The 19,922-nt window shown below is 69.1% G+C and carries 19 protein-coding genes, 1 tRNA gene and 1 other RNA gene; 11 read left to right on the top strand and 10 right to left on the bottom strand.

Annotated elements, in window-relative coordinates; translation table 11 throughout:
- Positions 1 to 5: 5 nt before the first annotated feature.
- Positions 6 to 998: a DEDDh family exonuclease gene (locus QXK92_RS27225; protein ID WP_306246993.1), complete on the bottom strand. Its 993-nt coding sequence runs from the start codon at positions 996 to 998 to the stop codon at positions 6 to 8.
- 72 nt (positions 999 to 1,070) lie between these two features.
- Between QXK92_RS27225 and QXK92_RS27220 the strand changes: the two genes are divergently transcribed.
- Positions 1,071 to 2,300 (top strand): Mur ligase family protein, encoded by a 1,230-nt coding sequence (locus QXK92_RS27220; RefSeq protein WP_306246991.1) that lies wholly within the window; start codon positions 1,071 to 1,073, stop codon positions 2,298 to 2,300.
- Entirely contained in the window at positions 2,293 to 2,994 is a 702-nt protein-coding gene (locus QXK92_RS27215; RefSeq protein WP_306246990.1) for a type 1 glutamine amidotransferase, read from the top strand. Before QXK92_RS27220 ends, QXK92_RS27215 begins: the two co-directional genes overlap by 8 nt.
- Here the strand turns inward: QXK92_RS27215 and QXK92_RS27210 are convergent.
- Entirely contained in the window at positions 2,991 to 3,449 is a 459-nt protein-coding gene (locus tag QXK92_RS27210; RefSeq protein WP_306246988.1) for a PE family protein, read from the bottom strand. The two genes, QXK92_RS27215 and QXK92_RS27210, sit on opposite strands and share 4 nt — an antisense overlap.
- Before the next feature lie 128 nt (positions 3,450 to 3,577).
- Here QXK92_RS27210 and QXK92_RS27205 point away from each other — a divergent pair, with 128 nt between their 5' ends.
- The gene (locus QXK92_RS27205) at positions 3,578 to 4,207 is read left to right on the top strand and encodes a C39 family peptidase (protein ID WP_306246987.1); all 630 of its coding nucleotides are present in this window, start codon (positions 3,578 to 3,580) and stop codon (positions 4,205 to 4,207) included.
- A 7-nt stretch (positions 4,208 to 4,214) separates the two neighbouring features.
- On the opposite strand, the gene recR is transcribed toward QXK92_RS27205, so the two are convergent.
- Together recR and QXK92_RS27195 are read right to left on the bottom strand one after the other, a co-directional pair.
- Positions 4,215 to 4,826 (bottom strand): recombination mediator RecR, encoded by a 612-nt coding sequence (recR, locus tag QXK92_RS27200; RefSeq protein WP_065136323.1) that lies wholly within the window; start codon positions 4,824 to 4,826, stop codon positions 4,215 to 4,217.
- A gap of 8 nt (positions 4,827 to 4,834) precedes the next feature.
- Positions 4,835 to 5,182, bottom strand: a complete 348-nt coding sequence (locus QXK92_RS27195; protein WP_082978111.1) for a YbaB/EbfC family nucleoid-associated protein — start codon at positions 5,180 to 5,182, stop codon at positions 4,835 to 4,837.
- Positions 5,183 to 5,280: 98 nt separating this feature from the next.
- Between QXK92_RS27195 and QXK92_RS27190 the strand changes: the two genes are divergently transcribed.
- On the top strand, positions 5,281 to 6,042 hold the full coding sequence (locus QXK92_RS27190; RefSeq protein WP_306246982.1) for an Rv3717 family N-acetylmuramoyl-L-alanine amidase: 762 nt from the start codon (positions 5,281 to 5,283) through the stop codon (positions 6,040 to 6,042).
- Between the two features lie 5 nt (positions 6,043 to 6,047).
- On the opposite strand, the gene QXK92_RS27185 is transcribed toward QXK92_RS27190, so the two are convergent.
- The 5 genes from QXK92_RS27185 to ffs all read right to left on the bottom strand — a co-directional run bounded on the left by QXK92_RS27185 (position 6,048) and on the right by ffs (position 12,121).
- Positions 6,048 to 6,485, bottom strand: a complete 438-nt coding sequence (locus tag QXK92_RS27185) for an SRPBCC family protein (RefSeq protein WP_306246980.1) — start codon at positions 6,483 to 6,485, stop codon at positions 6,048 to 6,050.
- Between the two features lie 73 nt (positions 6,486 to 6,558).
- On the bottom strand, positions 6,559 to 8,382 hold the full coding sequence (locus QXK92_RS27180) for a DNA polymerase III subunits gamma/tau (RefSeq protein ID WP_306246978.1): 1,824 nt from the start codon (positions 8,380 to 8,382) through the stop codon (positions 6,559 to 6,561).
- Positions 8,383 to 8,440: 58 nt separating this feature from the next.
- Complete coding sequence (locus tag QXK92_RS27175; protein ID WP_306247959.1) at positions 8,441 to 10,540, bottom strand: PE domain-containing protein; 2,100 nt, start codon at positions 10,538 to 10,540, stop codon at positions 8,441 to 8,443.
- 176 nt (positions 10,541 to 10,716) lie between these two features.
- A complete protein-coding gene (locus QXK92_RS27170) occupies positions 10,717 to 11,985 on the bottom strand; it encodes an aminotransferase class I/II-fold pyridoxal phosphate-dependent enzyme (RefSeq protein WP_306246976.1) in 1,269 nt (422 codons plus the stop codon).
- A 39-nt stretch (positions 11,986 to 12,024) separates the two neighbouring features.
- Positions 12,025 to 12,121: signal recognition particle sRNA small type (gene ffs, locus QXK92_RS27165), an RNA gene on the bottom strand.
- A 90-nt stretch (positions 12,122 to 12,211) separates the two neighbouring features.
- Between ffs and QXK92_RS27160 the strand changes: the two genes are divergently transcribed.
- From QXK92_RS27160 to QXK92_RS27140, 5 genes are all read left to right on the top strand, one after another.
- Positions 12,212 to 12,297 (top strand) — tRNA-Ser (locus tag QXK92_RS27160).
- Between the two features lie 94 nt (positions 12,298 to 12,391).
- The gene (locus QXK92_RS27155) at positions 12,392 to 13,249 is read left to right on the top strand and encodes a hypothetical protein (protein WP_306246974.1); all 858 of its coding nucleotides are present in this window, start codon (positions 12,392 to 12,394) and stop codon (positions 13,247 to 13,249) included.
- Between the two features lie 80 nt (positions 13,250 to 13,329).
- Positions 13,330 to 13,833, top strand: coding sequence for a lipoprotein LpqH (locus QXK92_RS27150; protein ID WP_306247957.1), 504 nt, complete (start codon positions 13,330 to 13,332; stop codon positions 13,831 to 13,833).
- 77 nt (positions 13,834 to 13,910) lie between these two features.
- Complete coding sequence (locus tag QXK92_RS27145) at positions 13,911 to 15,668, top strand: hypothetical protein (protein WP_306246972.1); 1,758 nt, start codon at positions 13,911 to 13,913, stop codon at positions 15,666 to 15,668.
- On the top strand, positions 15,659 to 17,023 hold the full coding sequence (locus QXK92_RS27140; RefSeq protein ID WP_306247955.1) for a CHAT domain-containing protein: 1,365 nt from the start codon (positions 15,659 to 15,661) through the stop codon (positions 17,021 to 17,023). Before QXK92_RS27145 ends, QXK92_RS27140 begins: the two co-directional genes overlap by 10 nt.
- Before the next feature lie 2 nt (positions 17,024 to 17,025).
- Here the strand turns inward: QXK92_RS27140 and QXK92_RS27135 are convergent, their stop codons facing one another.
- A complete protein-coding gene (locus tag QXK92_RS27135; RefSeq protein ID WP_371934336.1) occupies positions 17,026 to 17,313 on the bottom strand; it encodes a hypothetical protein in 288 nt (95 codons plus the stop codon).
- Positions 17,314 to 17,478: 165 nt separating this feature from the next.
- Here QXK92_RS27135 and QXK92_RS27130 point away from each other — a divergent pair, with 165 nt between their 5' ends.
- The gene (locus tag QXK92_RS27130; protein ID WP_306246968.1) at positions 17,479 to 18,807 is read left to right on the top strand and encodes a hypothetical protein; all 1,329 of its coding nucleotides are present in this window, start codon (positions 17,479 to 17,481) and stop codon (positions 18,805 to 18,807) included.
- Positions 18,804 to 19,910: a hypothetical protein gene (locus QXK92_RS27125; protein WP_306246967.1), complete on the top strand. Its 1,107-nt coding sequence runs from the start codon at positions 18,804 to 18,806 to the stop codon at positions 19,908 to 19,910. Before QXK92_RS27130 ends, QXK92_RS27125 begins: the two co-directional genes overlap by 4 nt.
- The last annotated feature ends 12 nt before the right edge of the window (positions 19,911 to 19,922 follow it).

Below are 19,922 nucleotides of genomic sequence, written 5' to 3'. Positions count from 1 at the left end.
CGTCTTCAGAACAGCGCGAACTGCTCGTCGACCATGACGGTGTCGGCGAACTCCTCCATGCTGCGGCCGCCCACCACCGCCCCGACGCCGTCCATGAACTGCGCGTCGGAGACCACCGGCACCCCCAACTGCAGGGCGTGATAGCCCTTGCCCTGCTCGGGAGCTGTTTCGTTGCACACCACCAGGGAGGTCTCCCGATCGACGTCGTCGCTGTAGGCCAGCCCGGCGTGCAGCATCCGCTCGACGAGTTCCTCATGCGTGCGCCGCACCTCGGCCGCCAGCGCGACCCGCATGCCCTGCACCAGGGGCCTGCCGCGGACGTACCGGCCGGGGTTGAGAAACGGGCAGGGCATCCGGGCGGCGAGCGCCTTCAGTGGCCGCAGCTCTTCATGCGTCACCCGCCCGTTGGGCCAGCGCTGCCGGGTCACCGGACGCACCGGCAGCCAGATGTCGCGGTCGCGCGCCCGCTCGAGTGCGGGAGCCAGGATCCCGGTCAGCACCATCGCGTCGTCGAAAGCATCGTGCGGCCGCTCCTGGGTGACGCCCCAGTGCGCGGCCAGGGTCTCCAGCCGCAGATTGTCGACGCCGAGCTCCAGCCGCCGGGCCAGCTCGACCGTGCACATGACGGAGTCGACCGGCAGTTCGGCCTCGGCGATCTCGGCCTCCGCGGCCAGGAAGGAGTAGTCGAAGGCGACGTTGTGCGCCACCAGCGTGCGGCCGCGCAGCACCTCGACCAGGTCGTCGACGATGTCGCCGAACTGGGGCTGGTCTTCCAGCATTGCCGCGGTGAGACCGTGCACGTGGGTCGGCCCGGGATCCACCCCCGGGTTGAGCAAGCTCACAACCGACTGTTCGACCCGGCCGTCGACGTCCAGACCCAGCGCCGCGACGCTGATGATCCGGGCCTGACCCGGGCGAAAGCCCGTGGTCTCGACGTCGATGACGGCCCATCCCGCGTCCGGCTCCCGCGCCGGCCGACCCCAGGAAATCCGGTTCATGCTTTGAGAATGGCACGTCTGACCGACATCGCTGAGTCGCTGCCGCGTCGTGTCGGCGGTTAACCTGCACGGGTGATCACCACGCGCGCACGTCTGGCTCTTGCCGCCGGGGCAAGCGCGCGCTGGGCGTCGCGGGTCACCGGCCGCGGCGCCGGGGCCATGATCGGCGGACTGGTCGCGATGACCCTGGACCGGTCGATTCTGCGACAGCTGGGAGCGGGCCGGCGCACGGTCATCGTCACCGGCACCAACGGCAAGTCGACGACCACCCGGATGACCGCGGCGGCCCTGAGCACCCTGGGCGCCGTGGCCACCAACGCCGAGGGCGCCAACATGGACGCCGGCCTGGTGGCGGCGCTGGCGGCGGATCGGCGGGCCGAACTGGCGGCCCTGGAAGTCGACGAGATGCACGTGCCGCACGTGTCCGATGCGGTGGAGCCGACCGCCGTCGTGCTGCTCAACCTGTCGCGCGATCAGCTGGACCGCGTCGGCGAGATCAACGTCATCGAGCGCACCCTGCGGGCCGGTCTGGCCCGGCATCCCCATGCGGTCGTGGTGGCCAACTGCGACGACGTACTGATGACCTCGGCCGCCTATGACTGTCCGAACGTGGTCTGGGTGGCCGCGGGCGGCTCGTGGTCGAACGACTCGGTGAGTTGCCCGCGCAGCGGCGAGGTGATCGTCCGCGAAGAGGGCCACTGGTATTCCACCGGCGCGGACTTCAAGCGCCCCACCCCGCAATGGTGGTTCGACGAGAAAACCCTGTATGGACCCGACGGTCTGGCGGTGCCGATGCGCCTGGCCCTGCCCGGCGCGGTGAACCGCGGCAATGCCGCACAGGCCGTCGCGGCAGCCGTCGCGCTGGGCGCCGACCCGGCCAAGGCGGTGGCGGCCGTGTGCATGGTCGACGAAGTCGCCGGGCGGTACCGGACGGTCCGGATCGGAACGCATGAGGCACGGATCCTGCTGGCCAAGAATCCGGCCGGCTGGCAGGAGGCGTTGTCGATGGTCGACAAGCATGCCGACGGCGTGGTGATCGCGGTCAACGGCCAGGTTCCCGACGGCGAGGACCTGTCGTGGCTGTGGGACGTGCGCTTCGAGCACTTCGAACAGACCCGGGTGGTGGCCGCCGGCGAACGCGGTACCGATCTTGCGGTGCGACTCGGGTACGCCGGCGTCGAACACACCCTCGTGCACGACACGGTGGCGGCGATCGAGTCCTGCCCGCCCGGGCGGGTCGAGGTCGTCGCCAACTACACCGCCTTCCTGCAGCTCAACCGGAGGTTGGCGCGGCGTGGCTGAAACTGTCCGGATCGGCCTCGTCCTCCCCGACGTGATGGGCACCTACGGCGACGGCGGCAACGCGGTGGTGTTGCGGCAGCGGTTGCTGCTGCGGGGCATCCCGGCCGAGATCGTCGAGATCACCCTGGCCGATCCGGTGCCCGAGTCGCTGGACCTGTACACACTCGGAGGCGCGGAAGACTACGCCCAGCGACTGGCCACCCGGCATCTGTTGCAGTACCCGGGCCTGCAGCGGGCGGCGGAGCGCGGGGCCCCGGTGCTGGCCATCTGCGCCGCGGTCCAGGTGCTGGGCCACTGGTACGAGACATCGTCGGGTGAACGGGTGGACGGTGTCGGCATGCTGGACGCGACGACGTCGCCGCAGGACACCCGGACCATCGGCGAGCTGGTGTCCAAGCCGCTGCTGCCTGGTTTGACGCAGCGGTTGACGGGTTTCGAGAACCACCGCGGTGGGACGGTGCTCGGACCGGCCGCGTCTCCGTTGGCCGCGGTCACCAGGGGCGCGGGCAACCGGGCCGGCGACGGATTCGACGGGGTCGTGCAGGGCAGTGTGGTGGCGACCTATATGCACGGGCCGTGCCTGGCGCGCAATCCGGAGCTGGCCGACCACCTGCTGAGCCAGGTGGTGGGAGAGTTGGCGCCGCTGGAGCTACCCGAGGTGGACCTACTGCGCCGTGAGCGGCTGGGCGGCTAGAACGCCTGCAGCCAGTCGCCCAGGCCCTCGAAGGCGGGGCTGTTGGCCAGTGCGGCGTACAGGGGCGTCTCCGTTGCCGCGGTGCGGGCCACCACCGGGGTGATCTGCGCTTCGGCCGCCACCGGCCCCGCCGCACCAGCGCTCGCCACGGTTTCGGCCTGCAATGCCGCCTGGTTGGCGGCGTCCACGGTCGAATAGGACTGCGCGCCCGCGCGCAGCAGCTGCACGAACTGATCGTGGAAGGCGCCGGCCTGGGCGCTCAGTTGCTGGTACGCCTGGCCGTGCCAGCCGAACATCGCCGAGATGGCCGCCGATACGCCGTCGGAGCCGGGCGGCGGCACTGCCGTCGTCGGCGCCGCCACGAAGGCGTTGGTCGCGGACAGGGTGGCTCCGATATCCGCCAGGTCCGCCGATGCCGCCTCGAGCAATTCCGGTCGTGCGCTTACGAACGACATCGCCATCCCTTCTGCCACGGGTCCGAGCACCGTCGCTCAGGAAGCATTTCGTCTGTTGAGACCGAAACGTTATCAGCAGACCGGGCCGAATTAGAATCCTCTCGCGGGGGCACGAGAAATGGATCGCCATGGCCCCTGATATCCGGACGAATGTCGCCACAGCTGTCGCACTGGTGGCCGTGGCCTGCTCGCTGCTCGGATGCCCCGGAACCGCCGCGGCCGATCCCAACACCGCCGGGATGCACGGCGACCCGGGCGCGGCCGCCGCCTACTGGCGTTATCAGATGCAGGAACGCGACTGCGGGGAGATGGCCGTGGCCGATGTCATCGGCCAGCTCACCGGCAACGAGATCTCTGAGGAGGAGATCGACAATGCAGCCGGGACCGTCCCCAGCACCACCCACTCCGGACCGATCTACACGCCGGGGAACAGGACCAGCAACCGCGACCTGCCGGTGCTGCTGGCGCACTACGGCATCGCGTCCGACGGGATAAAGACGGACACACCCGCGCTGGAGCGGGCCCTGGATCAGGGCCGCAAGGTGATCGCGGGGGTCAACAACCGGATCCTGTGGAACGAGGGCGGTGACCGCAGCCGGGAGAACCACTTCGTCGTCGTCACCGGCATCGACACCCGGGCCAATGTGGTGCATCTCAATGACAGCGGCATCAAAGCCGGCCGCGACGAGCAGGTTTCGCTCGCCACCTTCGAGGCGGCGTGGGCCACCAGCGACAATTTCGCCGTGGTGACCAGGTGATCCGGCCCTAGACCATCGCCCGGCGCCCGGTGAGCGCACGGCCCAGCGTCAGCTCGTCGGCAAACTCCAGGTCGCCACCCATCGGAAGGCCGGACGCAATGCGCGTCACGGTCAAACCGGGGATGTCGCGCAGCATCCGGACCAGGTAGGTGGCGGTCGCCTCACCCTCGGTGTTGGGGTCGGTGGCGATGATCACTTCGGCGATGTCGACGTCGTCCACGCGCTCGCCGATCCGGGTCAACAGCTCCCGGATCCGCAGTTGCTCGGGTCCGATTCCCGACAAGGGATCTAGCGCACCCCCGAGGACGTGATAGCGGCCGCGGAATTCGCGGGTGCGCTCGACGGCCTGGATATCCTTCGGCTCCTCGACCACACACACCAGCGACCCGTCGCGGCGTGGATCGGCACAGATGCGGCACCGTTCGTCGTCGGACACGTTGCCGCAGACCGCGCAGAACCGGACGCCGTCGCGCACCTTGCCGAGCACGGCCGTCAGCCGGTCGATGTCCGGCGGTTCCACCGACAACAGATGGAAAGCGATGCGTTGCGCGCTCTTGGGTCCGATCCCCGGCAGCTTGCCGAGTTCGTCGATCAGATCCTGAACCGGTCCCTCAAACATTCCGCCGTTCAGACCCCCGGGACACCGGGCGGCGGTCCGGGAGGCGCGGGCGGACGCATGCCGCCGGCCAGCGCACCCAGGCGCTCCTGTGCCATCGTGGTGACCTGCCTGGACGCGTCGCCCATGGCGCCGACGATCAGGTCCTGCAGAGTCTCGATGTCATCGGGGTTGACGACCTTGGGGTCGATCGTCACGCCGATGACCTCACCGCTGCCCTTGACGACGACCTTGACCAGTCCCCCGCCGGCCTGACCATGCACCTCGGAGTTCGCCAACTGCTGTTGGGCTTCGAGTAATTTCTGCTGCATCTGCTGTGCCTGCGCCAGCAGCTGCGACATATCGCCTCCGGGTTGCATGACAGTCCCCTCGCATCTTGGTCTCGAGTTGGTTTCGCCTGCGGTTGTCGGGCGATTTGAAGACTTCAGCGTAGTCCGCGCCGCGTTACCTTGGCGCAGTGGACGTACGTGTAGGCCTGCGTGTCGGGTTAGCCATGCTCATCGGGATGCTCGTCGCTGCTGCCCAGCCGCTGATGCCTACCGCCGCCGCGGCGCCGGCCAATCTCGCCGGCATGGTCGTCTTCATCGATCCCGGCCACAACGGCGCCAACGACGCGTCCATCGGACGTCAGGTACCCACCGGTCGGGGCGGCACCAAGGACTGCCAGGCCAGCGGCACGTCGACCAACAGCGGATATCCGGAGCACACTTTCACCTGGGACACCGCGCTGCGGCTGCGCGCCGCGCTGAACGCACTGGGCGTGCGCACAGCGATGTCGCGCGGCAATGACAACGCCCTGGGACCGTGCGTCGACGAACGCGCCAACATGGCCAACGCGCTGCACCCGAACGCCATCGTCAGCCTGCACGGCGACGGCGGGCCGGCGTCCGGCCGCGGCTTCCACGTCAACTACTCATCGCCGCCGTTGAACGCCGCCCAGGCGGGGCCGTCGGTGCAGTTCGCCCGCGTCATGCGGGACCAGTTGCAGGCGTCGGGCATCCCGCCGGCCAACTACATCGGCCAGGGCGGTCTCTACGGGCGGGCTGATCTGGCTGGACTGAACCTCGCCCAGTACCCCTCGGTGCTGGTGGAGCTGGGCAACATGAAGAATCCGGCGGACTCGGCGCTGATGGAGTCAGCGGAGGGCCGGCAGAAGTACGCCGACGCACTGGTGCGCGGCGTGGCGGGTTTCCTGGCCACCCAGGGCCAGGCCCGCTAGTGGGGTCAGCCCTCGATTTCCTTCTTCAGGTTTTCCAGCACCTGGCCCTGGATCTTCTTCAGTCCCAGGGGTGCGAACGTCTTCTCGAAGAAGCCCTTGACGCCGCCGGCGCCGGTCCAGGTGGTCGTTACGGTGACGCTGGATCCCGGTCCGGCAGGAGCCACCGTCCAATTGATCACCATCGAGGAATTGGCGTCTTTCTCGATGACGGTGTGGCCCGCGACGTCCACGTTCACCTTGACGTCGCGCACCCGCGACTCGGTCGCCTGCAGGCGCCACTTGGCCACGGTGCCCTGGCCCTGGCCACCCTCGAGCACCTCGTACTCGCTGTACTGCGGGGAGAGGATCTTCGGGCGGACATTCTGGTAGTCGGCGACGGCGTCGAGCACCTTCGCGGGCTCCGCGTCGATCAACACGGTGCTGGCTGCTTTCACCTGTCCCATCAGGTGCAACTCCTCTTTTAGTAGCCGTTGTCGAGAACCACGATATAGGTGGGGCAGCTGCCCAAATTCACCCTCAGCCTTCGATCCGGCGCGCACCCAGTTCGCTTTGCAGCAACTCGAGGGCGACTTCCTCCGGGTCGCGGCGCGGTGCCGAGGGGTCGTCACGGCCCGCTTCGGCGAGCATGCTCTCCTCTTCGTCGCGCTGGACAGAATGGGGCTCGGGCGCGGGCTGTTCCACCTTGGCCGGCGCCGCGCTGATGTCGGCTGCGGCGGGCGAGCCGGTCTCGCAGCGCACCCGCCAGTTCACCCCCAGGGCGTCCTTGAGCGCCTCGACGATGACGTCGGCGTTGCGCTGTTCGGACAGCCGCCTGGCCAGCGGAGCCGCCTCGTGCGCCAGCACCAGCGTGTTGTCCTCGACCGCCAGAACCGTTGCGCCAGAGAGCATCACCGCAGTGGTGCGGCTACGTTCGCGGACCTTGTCGCGCACCGTCGGCCACATGCTGCGCACCGCCGCCGCGTTGAGTTCACCCGGGGCCGCTGCCGCCGGCGGCGGGGCCGCTTCGGGGGCAGGTGCCGGCGCGGGCGGCGGTGCCGGTGTGGGCGCCGGCGGCGGGGGCTCCGGCTTGCGCTCCGGCGCGGGTTCGGACGCGCGCTCCTGGGCGGCGGCCCGCTGGACCGAGCGGCGAACCGGCACGGGGCGGGCCGGAGCCGCGGGCGGCTCTGCCTCGGCGGCCGGGATGGACATGGCCAGCCGGGTCTCGATGCGCTCAACGCGTTGCAGCAGGGCCGATTCGGCGTCACTGGCCGAGGGCAGCAGCAGCCGCGCGCACACCACTTCGAGCAGCAGGCGCGGGGCCGTCGCGCCGCGCATCTCACCCAACCCTGCCTGCACCACCTCGGCGTAGCGAGTCAGGGTGGCCGGGCCGATGCGGGCAGCCTGCTCGCGCATCCGGTCCAGGATGTCCTCCGGCGCATCGACCACGCCGCGGGACACCGCGTCGGGCACCGCCTGCAGCACGATCAGGTCGCGGAAGCGCTCCAGCAGATCCGTGGCGAAGCGCCGCGGATCGTGGCCGGCGTCGATCACCGACTCGACAGCTCCGAACAAGGCCGCGGCGTCGCCCGCGCCCAGGGCGTCGACGGCGTCGTCGATCAGGGCCACGTCGGTCGCACCGAGCAGGCCCAGGGCGCGCTGGTAGTGCACCCGGCCGCCGTCCGATCCGGCGACCAGCTGGTCCAGCACCGACAGCGTGTCCCGCGGCGAACCCCCTCCGGCACGGATGACGAGCGGGTACACCGCCTCGTCGACGACGACGCCTTCCTGCTCGCAAATGCGGCCGATGAGCGCCCGCATGGTGCGCGGCGGCAGCAGCCGGAAGGGGTAGTGGTGGGTGCGCGACCGGATGGTGGGCAACACCTTCTCCGGCTCGGTGGTGGCGAAGATGAAGATGAGATGCTCGGGCGGCTCCTCGACGATCTTGAGCAGCGCGTTGAAGCCCGCGGTGGTCACCATGTGGGCTTCGTCGACGATGAACACCCGGTAGCGGGACTGGGCCGGCGCGTAGAACGCGCGGTCGCGCAGTTCGCGGGTGTCGTCGACGCCGCCGTGGCTGGCCGCGTCGAGTTCGACGACGTCGATGCTGCCGGGCGCGTTGGGGGCCAGCGCCTGGCAGGAGTCGCAGACGCCACACGGAGTGGGCGTCGGGCCCTGCTCACAGTTCAGCGATCGCGCCAGGATGCGCGCCGAGGATGTCTTGCCGCAGCCGCGCGGTCCGGAGAACAGGTAAGCGTGGTTGATCCGGCCCGCCTGCAGCGCGACGGACAGCGGCTCGGTGACGTGCTCCTGCCCCACCACCTCGGCGAAGGTTGCCGGTCGGTACTTGCGGTAGAGGGCCACGGGAGCAGGCTACCCACGCCCGGTGACGATGCGCGCCCCGGAGGTCGCGAGGCGGACGTTATGCGCTGATCACCGAAACCGTGTTGCTGAACATGTTGGCGACATACACCGCGCCGGTGCCAGGGTCGACCGCAACACCCCATGGATTAGAGCCGACGCCGATGGTGGCGGAGACGGTGTGGGTGATCGAATTGATCACCGACACGGTGTTGCTGTCGTAGTTGGTGACGAAGACATAGTCGCTGACCGGGCTGACCGCCACCCCGAACGGTGACTGACCCACTCCGATCGCTGATCCCATGACGGTATTGCTGAACGAGTTGATCATGGACACGGTGTTGCCGAGAGTGTTGGCAACGAAGACGTGGCCAACTGAGTCGACGGCAACCCCCCTCGGATAGGGGCCGACACTGATCGACCCGATCACGGTATTGCCGTTCGGATCGATCACCGACACTGTGTTGCTTGCGGCGTTGGTGACGTAGACATCGCCTCCGGGGTTGATCGCCACCCCGTCCGGGCCCGAGCCGACGCCTATGGACGTAACGGTGTTCAATGGCGGATCGATGACCCGGACGGTGTTCCCGGTGGAGTTGGCCACATAGACGTATCCGCCCGGGTCTGGCTTGACTGCCACCGCGATAGGGTCGGCGCCGACGGGGATCGCTGACCCGATCACGGAATGCGATGACGGATCGACGACCGACACGCTGTTGCCGCCGTTGTTGGCCACATAGACGTAGTGACCTGGGTTTGGACTGACCGCCACCGCTCTTGGTTGATTGCCGACAGCGATTCCTGACCAGGTCACGGTATTGGTGGTCGGATCGATCACCGACACCGTGTCATTCCCGCTGTTGGTGACATAGACGCCGTCGCCGGGATTGACTGCCATTCCCACCGGCACATGAAATCCGGTGATGGTGGCCACCTTGCCCCCGGAGCCACCGTCACCGCCTACCCCGCCGAGCCCGCCGATCTGCCCACCGCTGGCAGTGCCGATGCCACCCGCCTTACCCGCAGCACTGAATCCGGCAGCGGCGGCACCGCCTTGACCACCGCCTCCGCCGACCCCGCCGGTGCCACCTAGACCGGGCGTCCCCGCAGATCCCGGCGCCCCCAGCAACCCCGACCCGAAGAGTCCGGCGGCTCCCCCCGACCCAGCGAGCCCGCCGTCGCCACCCGCACCGCCGACCCCGCCGGTTCCACCCGCCACAGCCCAGGTCGCACTCAATCCACCGGTCCCGCCGGCGCCCCCGGCGCCGCCATATCCGCCGGCGCCACCGGTGCCGCCGACCCCGAACAATCCAGAACTTGCGCCCCCGGCTCCACCGTGACCGCCTGCACCCCCGGCAAACCCCACATCACCCGCACCGCCACCCAGAGCACCGGCGGAACCTACCGCCAACGTCAGCCCACCGGCACCGCCGGACCCGCCGGCACCGCCGAGCCCGAACACCAGCGCACGTGCCACACCGCCGGCACCGCCAGCACCACCCGCACCGCCGACGCCAGTCGTGCTGAGAGCACCGCCGCCTCCAGCCCCGCCTGTCCCGCCGGATCCCGCTAACCACCCTCCGGCCCCACCCGCACCGCCCGCACCCCCAGCACCGCCTCCGACACCAGGACCACCCGCACCGCCGGCACCGCCACTTCCGAACAGCCCAGCGGCCCCACCGCTGCCGCCCGCTTGCCCGGCCGCTCCTGAGCCCCCCGCGCCGCCGTTACCCCACAACAACCCGCCATCCCCGCCGGCCTGCCCGCTCCCCGCCGCCCCGCTCACACCATCCCCGATCAGCGGACGCCCCAACAGCGCCAGCGTGGGGGCATTGATCACACCCACCACCGACTGCTCCACACCCTGCAGTGACGATAGATTCGCCGCCTCGGCAGCGGCATACGCCACCGAACTCGCCTTCAACGCCTGCACGAAGCGTTCGTGAACCAGCCCCGCCTGCGCGCCGAGTTCCTGGAACTCCTGCCCGAAGCCACCGAACAGGCGCGCCACCGCCACCGACACCTCGTCGGCCGCTGCCGGAAGCAATCCCACCGTCGCCGGCGCCGCCGCCGCCGAAGCCGATGTCGTCGCCGCACCTATTCCGGCTGCCTGGGCCGAGAGCGCCGCGACCACTTCTGGCTCAACCACGAAAAAGGACAGCACGACGCCTCCAAACCATCAGACCGCGCAGCACCCGCCTGCCGCGGCAGCAAGATGTGTCGACAATTTACGCCCCCACAAGACTGCGCAAGGATCTTTCGCGCAAGCAAGGTGTTGGTGCTGCGCTCAGGGCGGAGGCCACTCGCACTGCTGCGCCATGAGCGCAGAGTCAACCGCTAAAGCAGCGACTCCGTCGCCGCCAGTAAGGCGCACGTCGAGAGCCCGTCGACCGCGTCGCGCAGATCCGGCAGCGACGGGAAGGACGGCGCGATACGGATGTTCTTGTCCTCGGGATCCTTGCGGTACGGGAACGACGCGCCCGCTTCGGTCACGGCGATGCCGGCGTCCTTGGCCAGGGCGACGGTGCGACGCGCCGTGCCGGGCAGAACGTCGAGGCTGACGAAGTAGCCGCCCTTGGGGTCGGTCCACGAGGCGATCTTGGAGTCGCCGAGCCGCTGGGACAGGATCTCGGCCACCAGGGCGAACTTCGGCGCCAGTATCTGCTGGTGGCGCTGCATGTGCAGGCGTACCCCGTCGGCGTCGCCGAAGAAACGCAGATGCCGCAACTGGTTCACCTTGTCGGGGCCGATCGACCTCTTGGCGGCGTACTGCAGGTACCAGGCGATGTTGCCCAGCGATCCGCCGAAGAAAGACACACCGGCGCCGGCGAAGGTGATCTTCGACGTCGAGGCGAAAATGTACGGCCGATTGGGGTTACCGGCCTTGGTGGCCAGACCCAGCACATCCACCTGCCGGACGAAGTCGTGCGTCAGCGTGTGCACGGCGTAGGCGTTGTCCCAGAACAGCCGGAAGTCCGGTGCCGCGGTCCGCATCTGCACGAGGCGGCGCACCGTCTCCCACGAGTACGTGATCCCGGTGGGGTTGCCGAACACCGGAACCGTCCACATCCCCTTGATCGCGGGGTCCGCCGCGACCAGTTCTTCGATCAGGTCGACGTCCGGGCCGTCCTCGACCATCGGCACCGGGATCATCTCGATGCCCATCGTCTCGGTGATGGAGAAGTGCCGGTCGTAGCCCGGGACGGGGCATAGGAATTTGACCGCCGGCTCCTCTTTCCAGGGCCGCGGCGAGTCGACGCCACCGTGCAGCATGGAGAAGACGACGACGTCGTGCATGAATTCCAGGCTGGCGTTGTTGCCCGCGATCAGGTTCTGCACGGGCAGGCCGAGCAGTTCGGCGAAGATCTCCCGCAGTCCGGGCAGCCCGTGCAGGCCGCCGTAGTTGCGGGTGTCGGTGCCTTCCGGGTCGCGGAAGTCATCACCGGGCAGCGTCAGCAACTGGTTGGACAGGTCGAGCTGCTCGGGTGACGGCTTTCCGCGCGTCAGGTCCAAAGACAGCTTCTTGGCCTGCAGATCCGCATATTCCTGCTGGTGACGCGTGTGCAGAGCCGAAAGCTCCGCGGGGCTGAGGGAGTCGAAGGACACCAGGGACCCTTCCCATCGAGAACGCATATCGAGCGCGGGCATAAGGGGACCCCGCGCACCCGACAGAGCCCATTGACCCTTGCTGCCTTCCGGCCCTGGGGGAGTTCACAGGATAGACGCCGCGCGGGGTCCAACGGCGAGTGTAGTACCTGGGTTTTCCCGACGCGGCGGCGGCAGTGGCAGGTACCCGAGACACTCGGCTCCCGTCAGCAGCTACCATGACCACGGAGGATTCGCCTAGTGGCCTATGGCGCTCGCCTGGAACGCGGGTTGGGTTAACAGCCCTCGCGGGTTCAAATCCCGCATCCTCCGCTGCACGGTCTGCCGTTTGACCAGGGCCGATACCGGTACCGACGGTCGGCCCGGTCACCTTCGGGGGCTTGAGTTCACCAGCTGAGGGAGTGGTATGGGGCGCAAGGTCGCCATCTTGTGGCACGCATCGTTCACGATCGGCGCCGGCTTCCTCTTCTTCTATTACGTCCTGCCGCGGTGGCCCGAGCTGATGGGCGAAGTCGGTAGCGGGGCGGGAATGACGCTGCGCATCGTGACCGGCGCCCTGCTCGGCCTGGCCGCCTTGCCCGTGGTGTTCACCCTGCTGCGCACCCGCAAGCCGGAACTGGCTACACCGCAGATGGCGCTGACCATCAGAACCTGCTCGGTGGTGGCGCATGTACTGGCCGGAGCGCTGATCATCGGCACCGCAATCAGCGAGCACTGGTTCAGCCTGGACACCGCCGGTCAGTGGTTGTTCGCGATCTACGGGGCCGCCGCGGCGATCGGCGTGCTCGGGTTCTTCGCGTTCTACCTGTCGTTCGTCGCGGAGCTGCCGCCACCGCCGCCGAAACCGATCAAGCCGAAGAAGGTCAAAGAACGCCGCGTCCGCGGGAAGAAGCGCGGCAAGACCGGCGCTGTCGCCACGGACGACGACGAAGAAGACGAAGAAGACGAAGACGCCGAGGACACCGACGAGGCAGAGGCCACGGAGGTCGCCGGGGACGCCGAGTCTGAGAGCACCGAATCCGACGAAGAGGCCGCGGCCGAGACGGTCGAAGCCGCTGCCCCGGCGCTGAGCGAGGAGGAGCCCGCAGCGGCTTCGGACGACGCGGAAACGGTCGAAGCGCCGGTACCGGCATCCGCGAAGTCGTCCGAGAGCACGTCCGAGAAGACTTCCGAATCGTCCGCGCGGCTGCGCAACCGCCGCCCCAGCGGCAAGACGTCGCACCGCCGTCGCCGCACCAGGGGCGGTGTCGCGGTCGAGGAGTAGTCCTCCGCGGTCACTTATTGGGATCGGTAGCGCAAGCGGCGATCTGTACTTCTGCCATGACGACGCCATCGGGGCGGCGCATGACGGAAGGAAGTCCAGTGAAGCGTGTTATCGCGGTGGCGATCGGAACCCTTGGCTGCGCGTCGGCGTTGGTCGGGTGCTCCAGTGGCGGGCACAGCGCCAGCCCGGCTTCGGGCGGCCCGGCGAGCGTGGCGACCAACAACGGGGCGGGAACCGAGGTCAAGGTGGGCGGCGCCGACCTGCCCGGTCTGAACCCCTCCTCGGTGACCTGCGTCAAGCAGGGCGGCAAGATCAACATCGGCAGCGGCTCCACCGGCGGTCAGCAGGCGCTGGCCGTGGTGATGGCCGACGGTAACCCCCCCACCGTCGAGTCGCTGGCCATGGTCGTCGACGGCAACGCCTTGTCGGTCGCCGACAACATGGGATCCAAGGTCGGTTCGGCCAAGGTCTCGGTGGACGGCAAGACGTACACCATCAGCGGTCAGGCCGAGGGTGCCGACCTGAAGAACCCGATGGCCGGAATGATCACCAAGGAGTTCAACATCAAGGTGTCGTGCGGCTGACGAGGGGCGGTCCGGCGCGGCGGGCATGCAATGCATGTCCGCCGTTCCGGATTCGAGCGGAGATTTATGATGCAGCCGTGTCGATCTCCGACGACCTCGAGCGCGCCCTCGAACAGGCCCACCGCCTGGCGTTCGCGGCCGACGAGGCCGCGGCCCGGGATCTGCTGCTGTCGCTGATGCCGCGGATCGAGCAGGTGGATCGCGACGATCTCCTGCTGGAAGTCTTCGCTCAGCTCGGCGCGATCTACCTGGTTCGGGGCGCCAATGACGGGGTGCGCGAATGCATTCGGCGTATCGGTGAACCGCTGGAGATCTACCGGGACATCCTGGCCGGCAGGCGGCCCGAGGCCGCCGGACAGGTGCGCATGTCGCCAGCCGAGGTCACCCGGATGATCTGCCGCTACTCGCTGCGGGCACAGTTCCTGCAGACCGGCCTGGCCGCGGCAGAGGGCCGGCACGAAGAGGCACACGCCGCCCTTGCTGAGCTGGCCGAACCAGGTCCCGCCGATCTCGCCGACGAGCAGGCGGACCTGCTCACGCACGCCCGGGTGCTGTGTGCGACGGCGTTGTGCGACGACGACCTGCATGTGCAGTCCGTGCCGCTGTGGGAACCGGTGCTCGAGGTCTTGCAACGGCCTGCGGCTGCTACCGAATATGCGGAGCACGTCTGGGTTTTGGCGGCCACCGGGTACGGGCGGTTCTGTGTCGAGACCGGTCGCCTGGCCGAGGCCGAGCCCTGGCTGCGTCGCGCCGGGGCGCGGGCTGAGGCCAGAGGATGGGAATTGGCCCGCGCCCGAACCCAATTGGAGCGCGCGGCCGCATGCTGGTCGGTCGGCGACCACGTCACGACCGACCAACTGGCATCGGAGGCCTACCAGGTGATCAACCGCTACGCGCGGGCACACGACGTCGCCCGCTGCTGGCTGTACATGGGACTCACCCGGCTGGGCAGCGGCGCACTGGAAGAAGCCGACCGGTGCTGGGAACAGGCCGAGCAGCATTGGCGCGACCTGGGCAAGCCGCTGCATCTGCATCGTATTCTGTTGCAGCGCAGCTGGATCGCGATATTCTGGGGACGGTTCGCCGAGGCCGTCGAGCTGATCGCCCAGGCTCGCGAGTTGCTTGATTCCTCCCCGCGCAGCAGCTGGCTGCAGTACGCCCTGCTGGACAATCACCTGGGAACGGTATGGCGCGCCGATGCGTTGTCGGACATGGGATTCGACGGTTCCGGCGACCCAGAGGAGTCGTTGCAGGAAACCGAGGCACGGCAGGCCGAGTCGCTGGGAATTCTGCACGGCGAGGTGGGCACCCCGGAGTATTGGCGTGCCATGACCAAGTTGGAACAGGCCGCCGAACTCAAGGTGCCCGCGGCCCTGGCCGTCGACTCGGTGCGGTATTCCATCGCCGACGCCGATGCGCGATCACGCTGGGCGGCGCGGGTTTCGGCCTCCGTCCTGGCGAGTGCGTTCGCGGTCGCCTGGGAGTGGGAGAACACCCAACTGGTCAGCGAGCTCGTCGAATATCACAGCGCTCGAGGCACTTTCAACACCGAGCAGCAGCAGCGCCGGGTCGGCGAGTGGGAGTCGACCGCCGCCGCGCCTGCGTTCGTCGACGCCGCTGACGAACTCGCGACGGCCCTCGCCGCAGCCGGTCCGTCAGGCGCGGAAGGCGCGGAAGGCGCGGAAGGGAGTTCGCTGACGCGGCTGGGACCCCTGCCGCCTTTGCAGATGGATCCCGTGTCCACACCGATCATGAGCCATTATCGCGACCTGGCGTTGCAGCGGTACGGTCGCGCGGTCACCGCCCCCGAGCCCGCGTGGACGACCTGGCCGTGACCACTCCGGGCCCGCAGACGCTCGTCCTGCGGTACGCCGACGTCGGAATCGCCACCTACGGGAGTCTGCGGGTGGTCGGTGACCCGTCACGAACCGTCAACTGGGTGGTGGAGGAGCCGATTCTGCTCGCGGCGCTGGCGGAACTGACCGGTGCGCTACCCGAGCCCTACGGAGACGAGAGCCGCCGCGACGCCATCGAGAGAGCGCTGCGCCGGGGAGCGTTCGCCACGCCGGAGACCGAGCTGACGGCCGCCTACATCCTCGGAGTGCTGTTGATCGGCGCCGCGGGCTGGCAACTCCTGTCCGAGTGCGTGGCATCGCCGCGGCCCACGTTGTTCATCTCCCCCAGCGTCCGGCTGGCCCGGGTTCCGTGGGGGCTGCTGGCGCTGCCTAAATCCGGTCCGAGCAAAGAAGAACTGGTGCGGGCCCGCCAGGATGCCATCACCGCCAGCGGCCGGGTCGCCGCCCGGATTCCCTGGCAACTCGCCGACGTCAGAGACCACACCGACGGGCACCGGTTGATGGAGCTGGCCGACGTGCTGCTGGCGGTGCCACAGAACATCGTTCACGCGCCGCGCACGCCGGCCCGGTGGGATGTGCGACGGGACGGCCCACCGCTTCTGATCCTGGACCCCCGGGTGCCGGGGCAACGGCCGGATTCCGCACTCGGGTCGGTGCTGGGCAGGCCTTCGGAGCACACGCGGCTGGCGCGGCACTTCGCCGGGTTGATGCAGCGGCGCGGTCTGCTGCCGGGCGTCGACAACGCGGTCGAGCTGTTCCGCCGCTCAGACGCGGACCGGAAGTGGCTGGCCGACTTGCTCGTTCGGCATCCGAGCCGGCTGGTCTACGTCGGGCACGCCAGCTCCGCCGATGGCGCTTCCGGCCAGGCGGATCGGGCCGCGCTCCATCTGGCCTGTACCGCGGCCGCACCGGGCGACGCGGTGGCCATCGGCAACCACCGCCCGTTGACCGCGTCGGACCTGATCGCGCTACGGTTGCCGATTCCACCGCGAGTGGGGCTGATTGCCTGTGCCTCCGGCGGTGATTACCAGTTCGACGAGGCGACCGGTCTGGTCGCCGCCATGATTCTGGGCGGAGCCGAGCTGGTGACCGCCACCCTGTGGTCGCTGCCGACAACCGCGGCCTACCGGCAGTTCGCCACGCCCGCCGACGATCCGGATCCGATGGCCGACGTGGTGATCGCCGTCGACACCGCGCACGAAGAAGCAGACGCCGGTTGCGCCGTGAATCGTTGGCAGCGGGCGCAAATGCGCCGCTGGCGTGACGGGGATGTGACGGCCAACCCGTTGTTCTGGGGTGCACTGGTCACTTTCGCCGTGGACGGCGCGCGGTGAGCTCAGGCCAGCACCAGACCCGAAGCGCGCACGGCCAGTACGTCGTCGGGCAGCGAAAGTTCCTCAGGTGCAGCAGGATCGAAGGCGACCAGCATCACGAGCCCGGGCCGTAGGGTGGACAGGTCCGCTTCGGATTCATGGTCCACCAGCCGCCCGACGAAGGTGTCGCCATCCACGCTGGATACCTCGATCCACACCTGGCGTTCTCCACCAACGGCTTCCGGCAGGTCGTCGACGACGTCACGCACCGTGCCCACCCCGACGGCGAGGCCGTCTGAGCCGCGCCGCATCGCGCCGGCAATCCGGCCGATCACGAGCACGGCGATCCCGGCTATCAGAACACCCGCTACGGCTATCCATGATTGGTTCATGCGACCAGCTTCGAGGCGCCCGACGGCTACCGAACCCAACTTTTCGGGTACCGCAATTTTTGCCGGTGCCCCTATTCTGTGGTCATGAGCGCCGATCCGCAGGCATCGCCTGCCGCCGACAATCGTGCGGCGGGTCAACCCCGCCGGGCGGTGATCGACCATGCCTGGCGCGCAATCGGTCCCGGCGTCGAGGTGTTCAGCAGTGACGACGGTGGCCCGCTGACCCGCACGGTCAAACGCATCATCGACCCCCTGGTCTTGCGGTTGAGGTCCAACCCGCAGTTCTCCGCACCCGTCGTCGGCAGCGAAACGGCCGCCGAGATGCACGATCTGATCCTCGACAATGCGAGCCAATTGCGTTTCGCCGCAGCCTGGTTCGAGGTGCTCAAACTCGAGCGCCGCAGACTGCGCATTCGCAGCGGCAACGCCCAGGAGCTGTACTTCCCGGTGTGCTTCGAGCTGGCGGTGACCAAAGGTGCGCCCACACCCCAAGATCGCGAGGCCGCCGCCGCGGTGCTGCACGAGGTGCACCAAGGGCGCGACCGCACCGCGATCGAGGTGCTCAACGACTATGTCGCCGATCCGAAAGTGGTCGCCGCCCTGGCGGCTCAGCTCGAGGCGAGCTGGCGTGACGTCCGGCCCGGCACCGCCGTGCTGGAGCCGTTCCTGGCGGCGTTGACCACGGTCCTCGGTCCCGCCCGCAGCCACACCGCGGCCACCGCACGTCAGCGCGTGTGGTCTTCGGTGATCGCTGACGCGACGCCGTACAACCTGGGTGCCCTCGCCCGGGCCGAGGGTGCCGAGCTGCCGTGGTCGATCGCCGAGCTTGGTTTGAGTTCGGTTGTGCCGCAACGCCCTCCGCAGGTATCGGGCGGTTCCGACGGCGACCGTCCGCTGGATCGGACCGTGGTGGACCGGGTCCGTTCCACCTTGCGGCGCGCACTGGACCGTGACGCGCTGCCCGACATTCCCCTGCTCTGCGAAGAGGAGGTCGACCGGGCCTGCGCGCCATGGGGTTTGCTCGCGGAAGACAAGCAGGCGACGTTGGTGACCGGCATCGAGGTGGCGGGCGAGCTCGCACCGTTGGACCGGTCGGTGGCCAGTCGTTATGCGCTGGCCGCGCAGATCCAGTCGCGGCTGCGCAAGGAGGCCTACGTGCTGCACGCGCGGCGGTATCTGGCCGAGGGTGGTCCGATCCATCCGCGCCAACAGCAGGTGGTCGACGACCTGGCGCGGTATCGGCAGCCGTATCTGAGCCGGCTGTGGGCGCGGCTGCACGGACGCGATGTGTGGCAGGAGCCCTGCGAAGACGTCGACGACGTGCGCTCATTGCTCGAGGGGGTGGCCAGGTCGGTCAGCCTGGACCACCGGCAGCGGATCAAGTCGATGCTGGAATTGCAGGTGGCCGGATGAGGCCGGTCGAAGCCGCGCAGCAGCCCCTGCCCCTGGTGGCGGTGCTGGAAGTCAGCGGCGCGGTGCTGTCCTGGATCATAGACAGCCCCGCCGACCCGGCCGACGCGGTGGAAGTCACCATCGTCGACCCCGCCCGGGCCGACTGGCTGTGGCGCGTGGTCGGCGAGTCCGGCCACGTCGCGCTGCTGTCGTCCGTCGAGGAACCGCGGGAATTGACCGGCCTGCGCGTCGCCCCCGGGTCGATGAACCCGCTGCACCGACTGGCACTCGGGCATTGGCTGCGGCGGTGGTGGCCGGCCAGCCAGCGCGACGACATCCCCACCCTCGACCGCGCTCTGCTCGACACCGAGGTGGCCCTGCTGACGGTCGGCGCCCAGGATTTCTTCAGCGACGACACCCTCGATTCCGATGTGACCGGCCTGCTCGCGCCGCACGCCGCGGCCCTGACCGGCCACGCGCGAACGAGTGATTCGCGAGTGCGTGACCTGGTGCGGGCCGGTGCCGAGTTGGCCGACGAGGTGGGCCTGGACGGCGACGACTGGGCGGATCTGTCGGTCGCGCTCGATGATCCGGAATCAGCGCTGTCCATGCCGACGGGTTACCGCGACGACTACGCGCTGGCCGCAGGCGCCGGGGCGGGCCCGCGTTCGTCCGCGGCCATCGGGCAGGGCGTTGCCTCGATCAACTGGGGCGCGGTGCCACCGGGCATCTTCGACGCCGCCGAGGACACCGTGGACTGGAGTGTCGAGGCAGCCGGACCGGCCGTCGTCGCGGTGGTACGGGCGGCCGTCATCGGCCCCGAACCGGCCACCGACATCGCGGTCCGCGTGCAGTCCGGGGACGTCACCGGCGCGGCGGCGCTGGACGCCGGTGGCCGGGCCACCGTTCCCCTGGTCGATGCCCAACGTCGGGACCTGACGGAATCGGCGGCCTGGAACCACGACTGGCCCGCGACCTCGGTGGTCATCGGGGCACCGCTCGCACAGACGGGCGAGCCCCGGGAAGTGCGGGAGCGGGTCCGCAGGTGGGTGCGGGCACGACTCGAGCAGCCCCCGCAGGATGCCTACCTGGCCGAGATTCTGGCGAGTGAGTCTTCCTACTGAGCGTCGGGCCCG

The organism is Mycobacterium sp. TY815 (assembly GCF_030755135.1).
Taxonomy (GTDB): domain Bacteria; phylum Actinomycetota; class Actinomycetes; order Mycobacteriales; family Mycobacteriaceae; genus Mycobacterium.
The sequence above is the reverse complement of the archived record's forward strand: the minus strand, read 5'-3'. Positions and strand labels throughout refer to the sequence as shown.

Coding starts and splice junctions, on each gene's coding strand:
- QXK92_RS27150 (WP_306247957.1), top strand. CDS start 13,330: ATGACGGAAGGAAGTCCAGTGAAGCGTGTTATCGCGGTGGCGATCGGA.
- QXK92_RS27205 (WP_306246987.1), top strand. CDS start 3,578: ATGGCCCCTGATATCCGGACGAATGTCGCCACAGCTGTCGCACTGGTG.
- QXK92_RS27210 (WP_306246988.1), bottom strand. CDS start 3,449: ATGTCGTTCGTAAGCGCACGACCGGAATTGCTCGAGGCGGCATCGGCG.
- QXK92_RS27135 (WP_371934336.1), bottom strand. CDS start 17,313: ATGCGGCGCGGCTCAGACGGCCTCGCCGTCGGGGTGGGCACGGTGCGT.
- QXK92_RS27185 (WP_306246980.1), bottom strand. CDS start 6,485: ATGGGACAGGTGAAAGCAGCCAGCACCGTGTTGATCGACGCGGAGCCC.
- QXK92_RS27155 (WP_306246974.1), top strand. CDS start 12,392: ATGGGGCGCAAGGTCGCCATCTTGTGGCACGCATCGTTCACGATCGGC.
- QXK92_RS27195 (WP_082978111.1), bottom strand. CDS start 5,182: ATGCAACCCGGAGGCGATATGTCGCAGCTGCTGGCGCAGGCACAGCAG.
- QXK92_RS27225 (WP_306246993.1), bottom strand. CDS start 998: ATGAACCGGATTTCCTGGGGTCGGCCGGCGCGGGAGCCGGACGCGGGA.
- QXK92_RS27130 (WP_306246968.1), top strand. CDS start 17,479: ATGAGCGCCGATCCGCAGGCATCGCCTGCCGCCGACAATCGTGCGGCG.
- recR (WP_065136323.1), bottom strand. CDS start 4,826: ATGTTTGAGGGACCGGTTCAGGATCTGATCGACGAACTCGGCAAGCTG.
- QXK92_RS27125 (WP_306246967.1), top strand. CDS start 18,804: ATGAGGCCGGTCGAAGCCGCGCAGCAGCCCCTGCCCCTGGTGGCGGTG.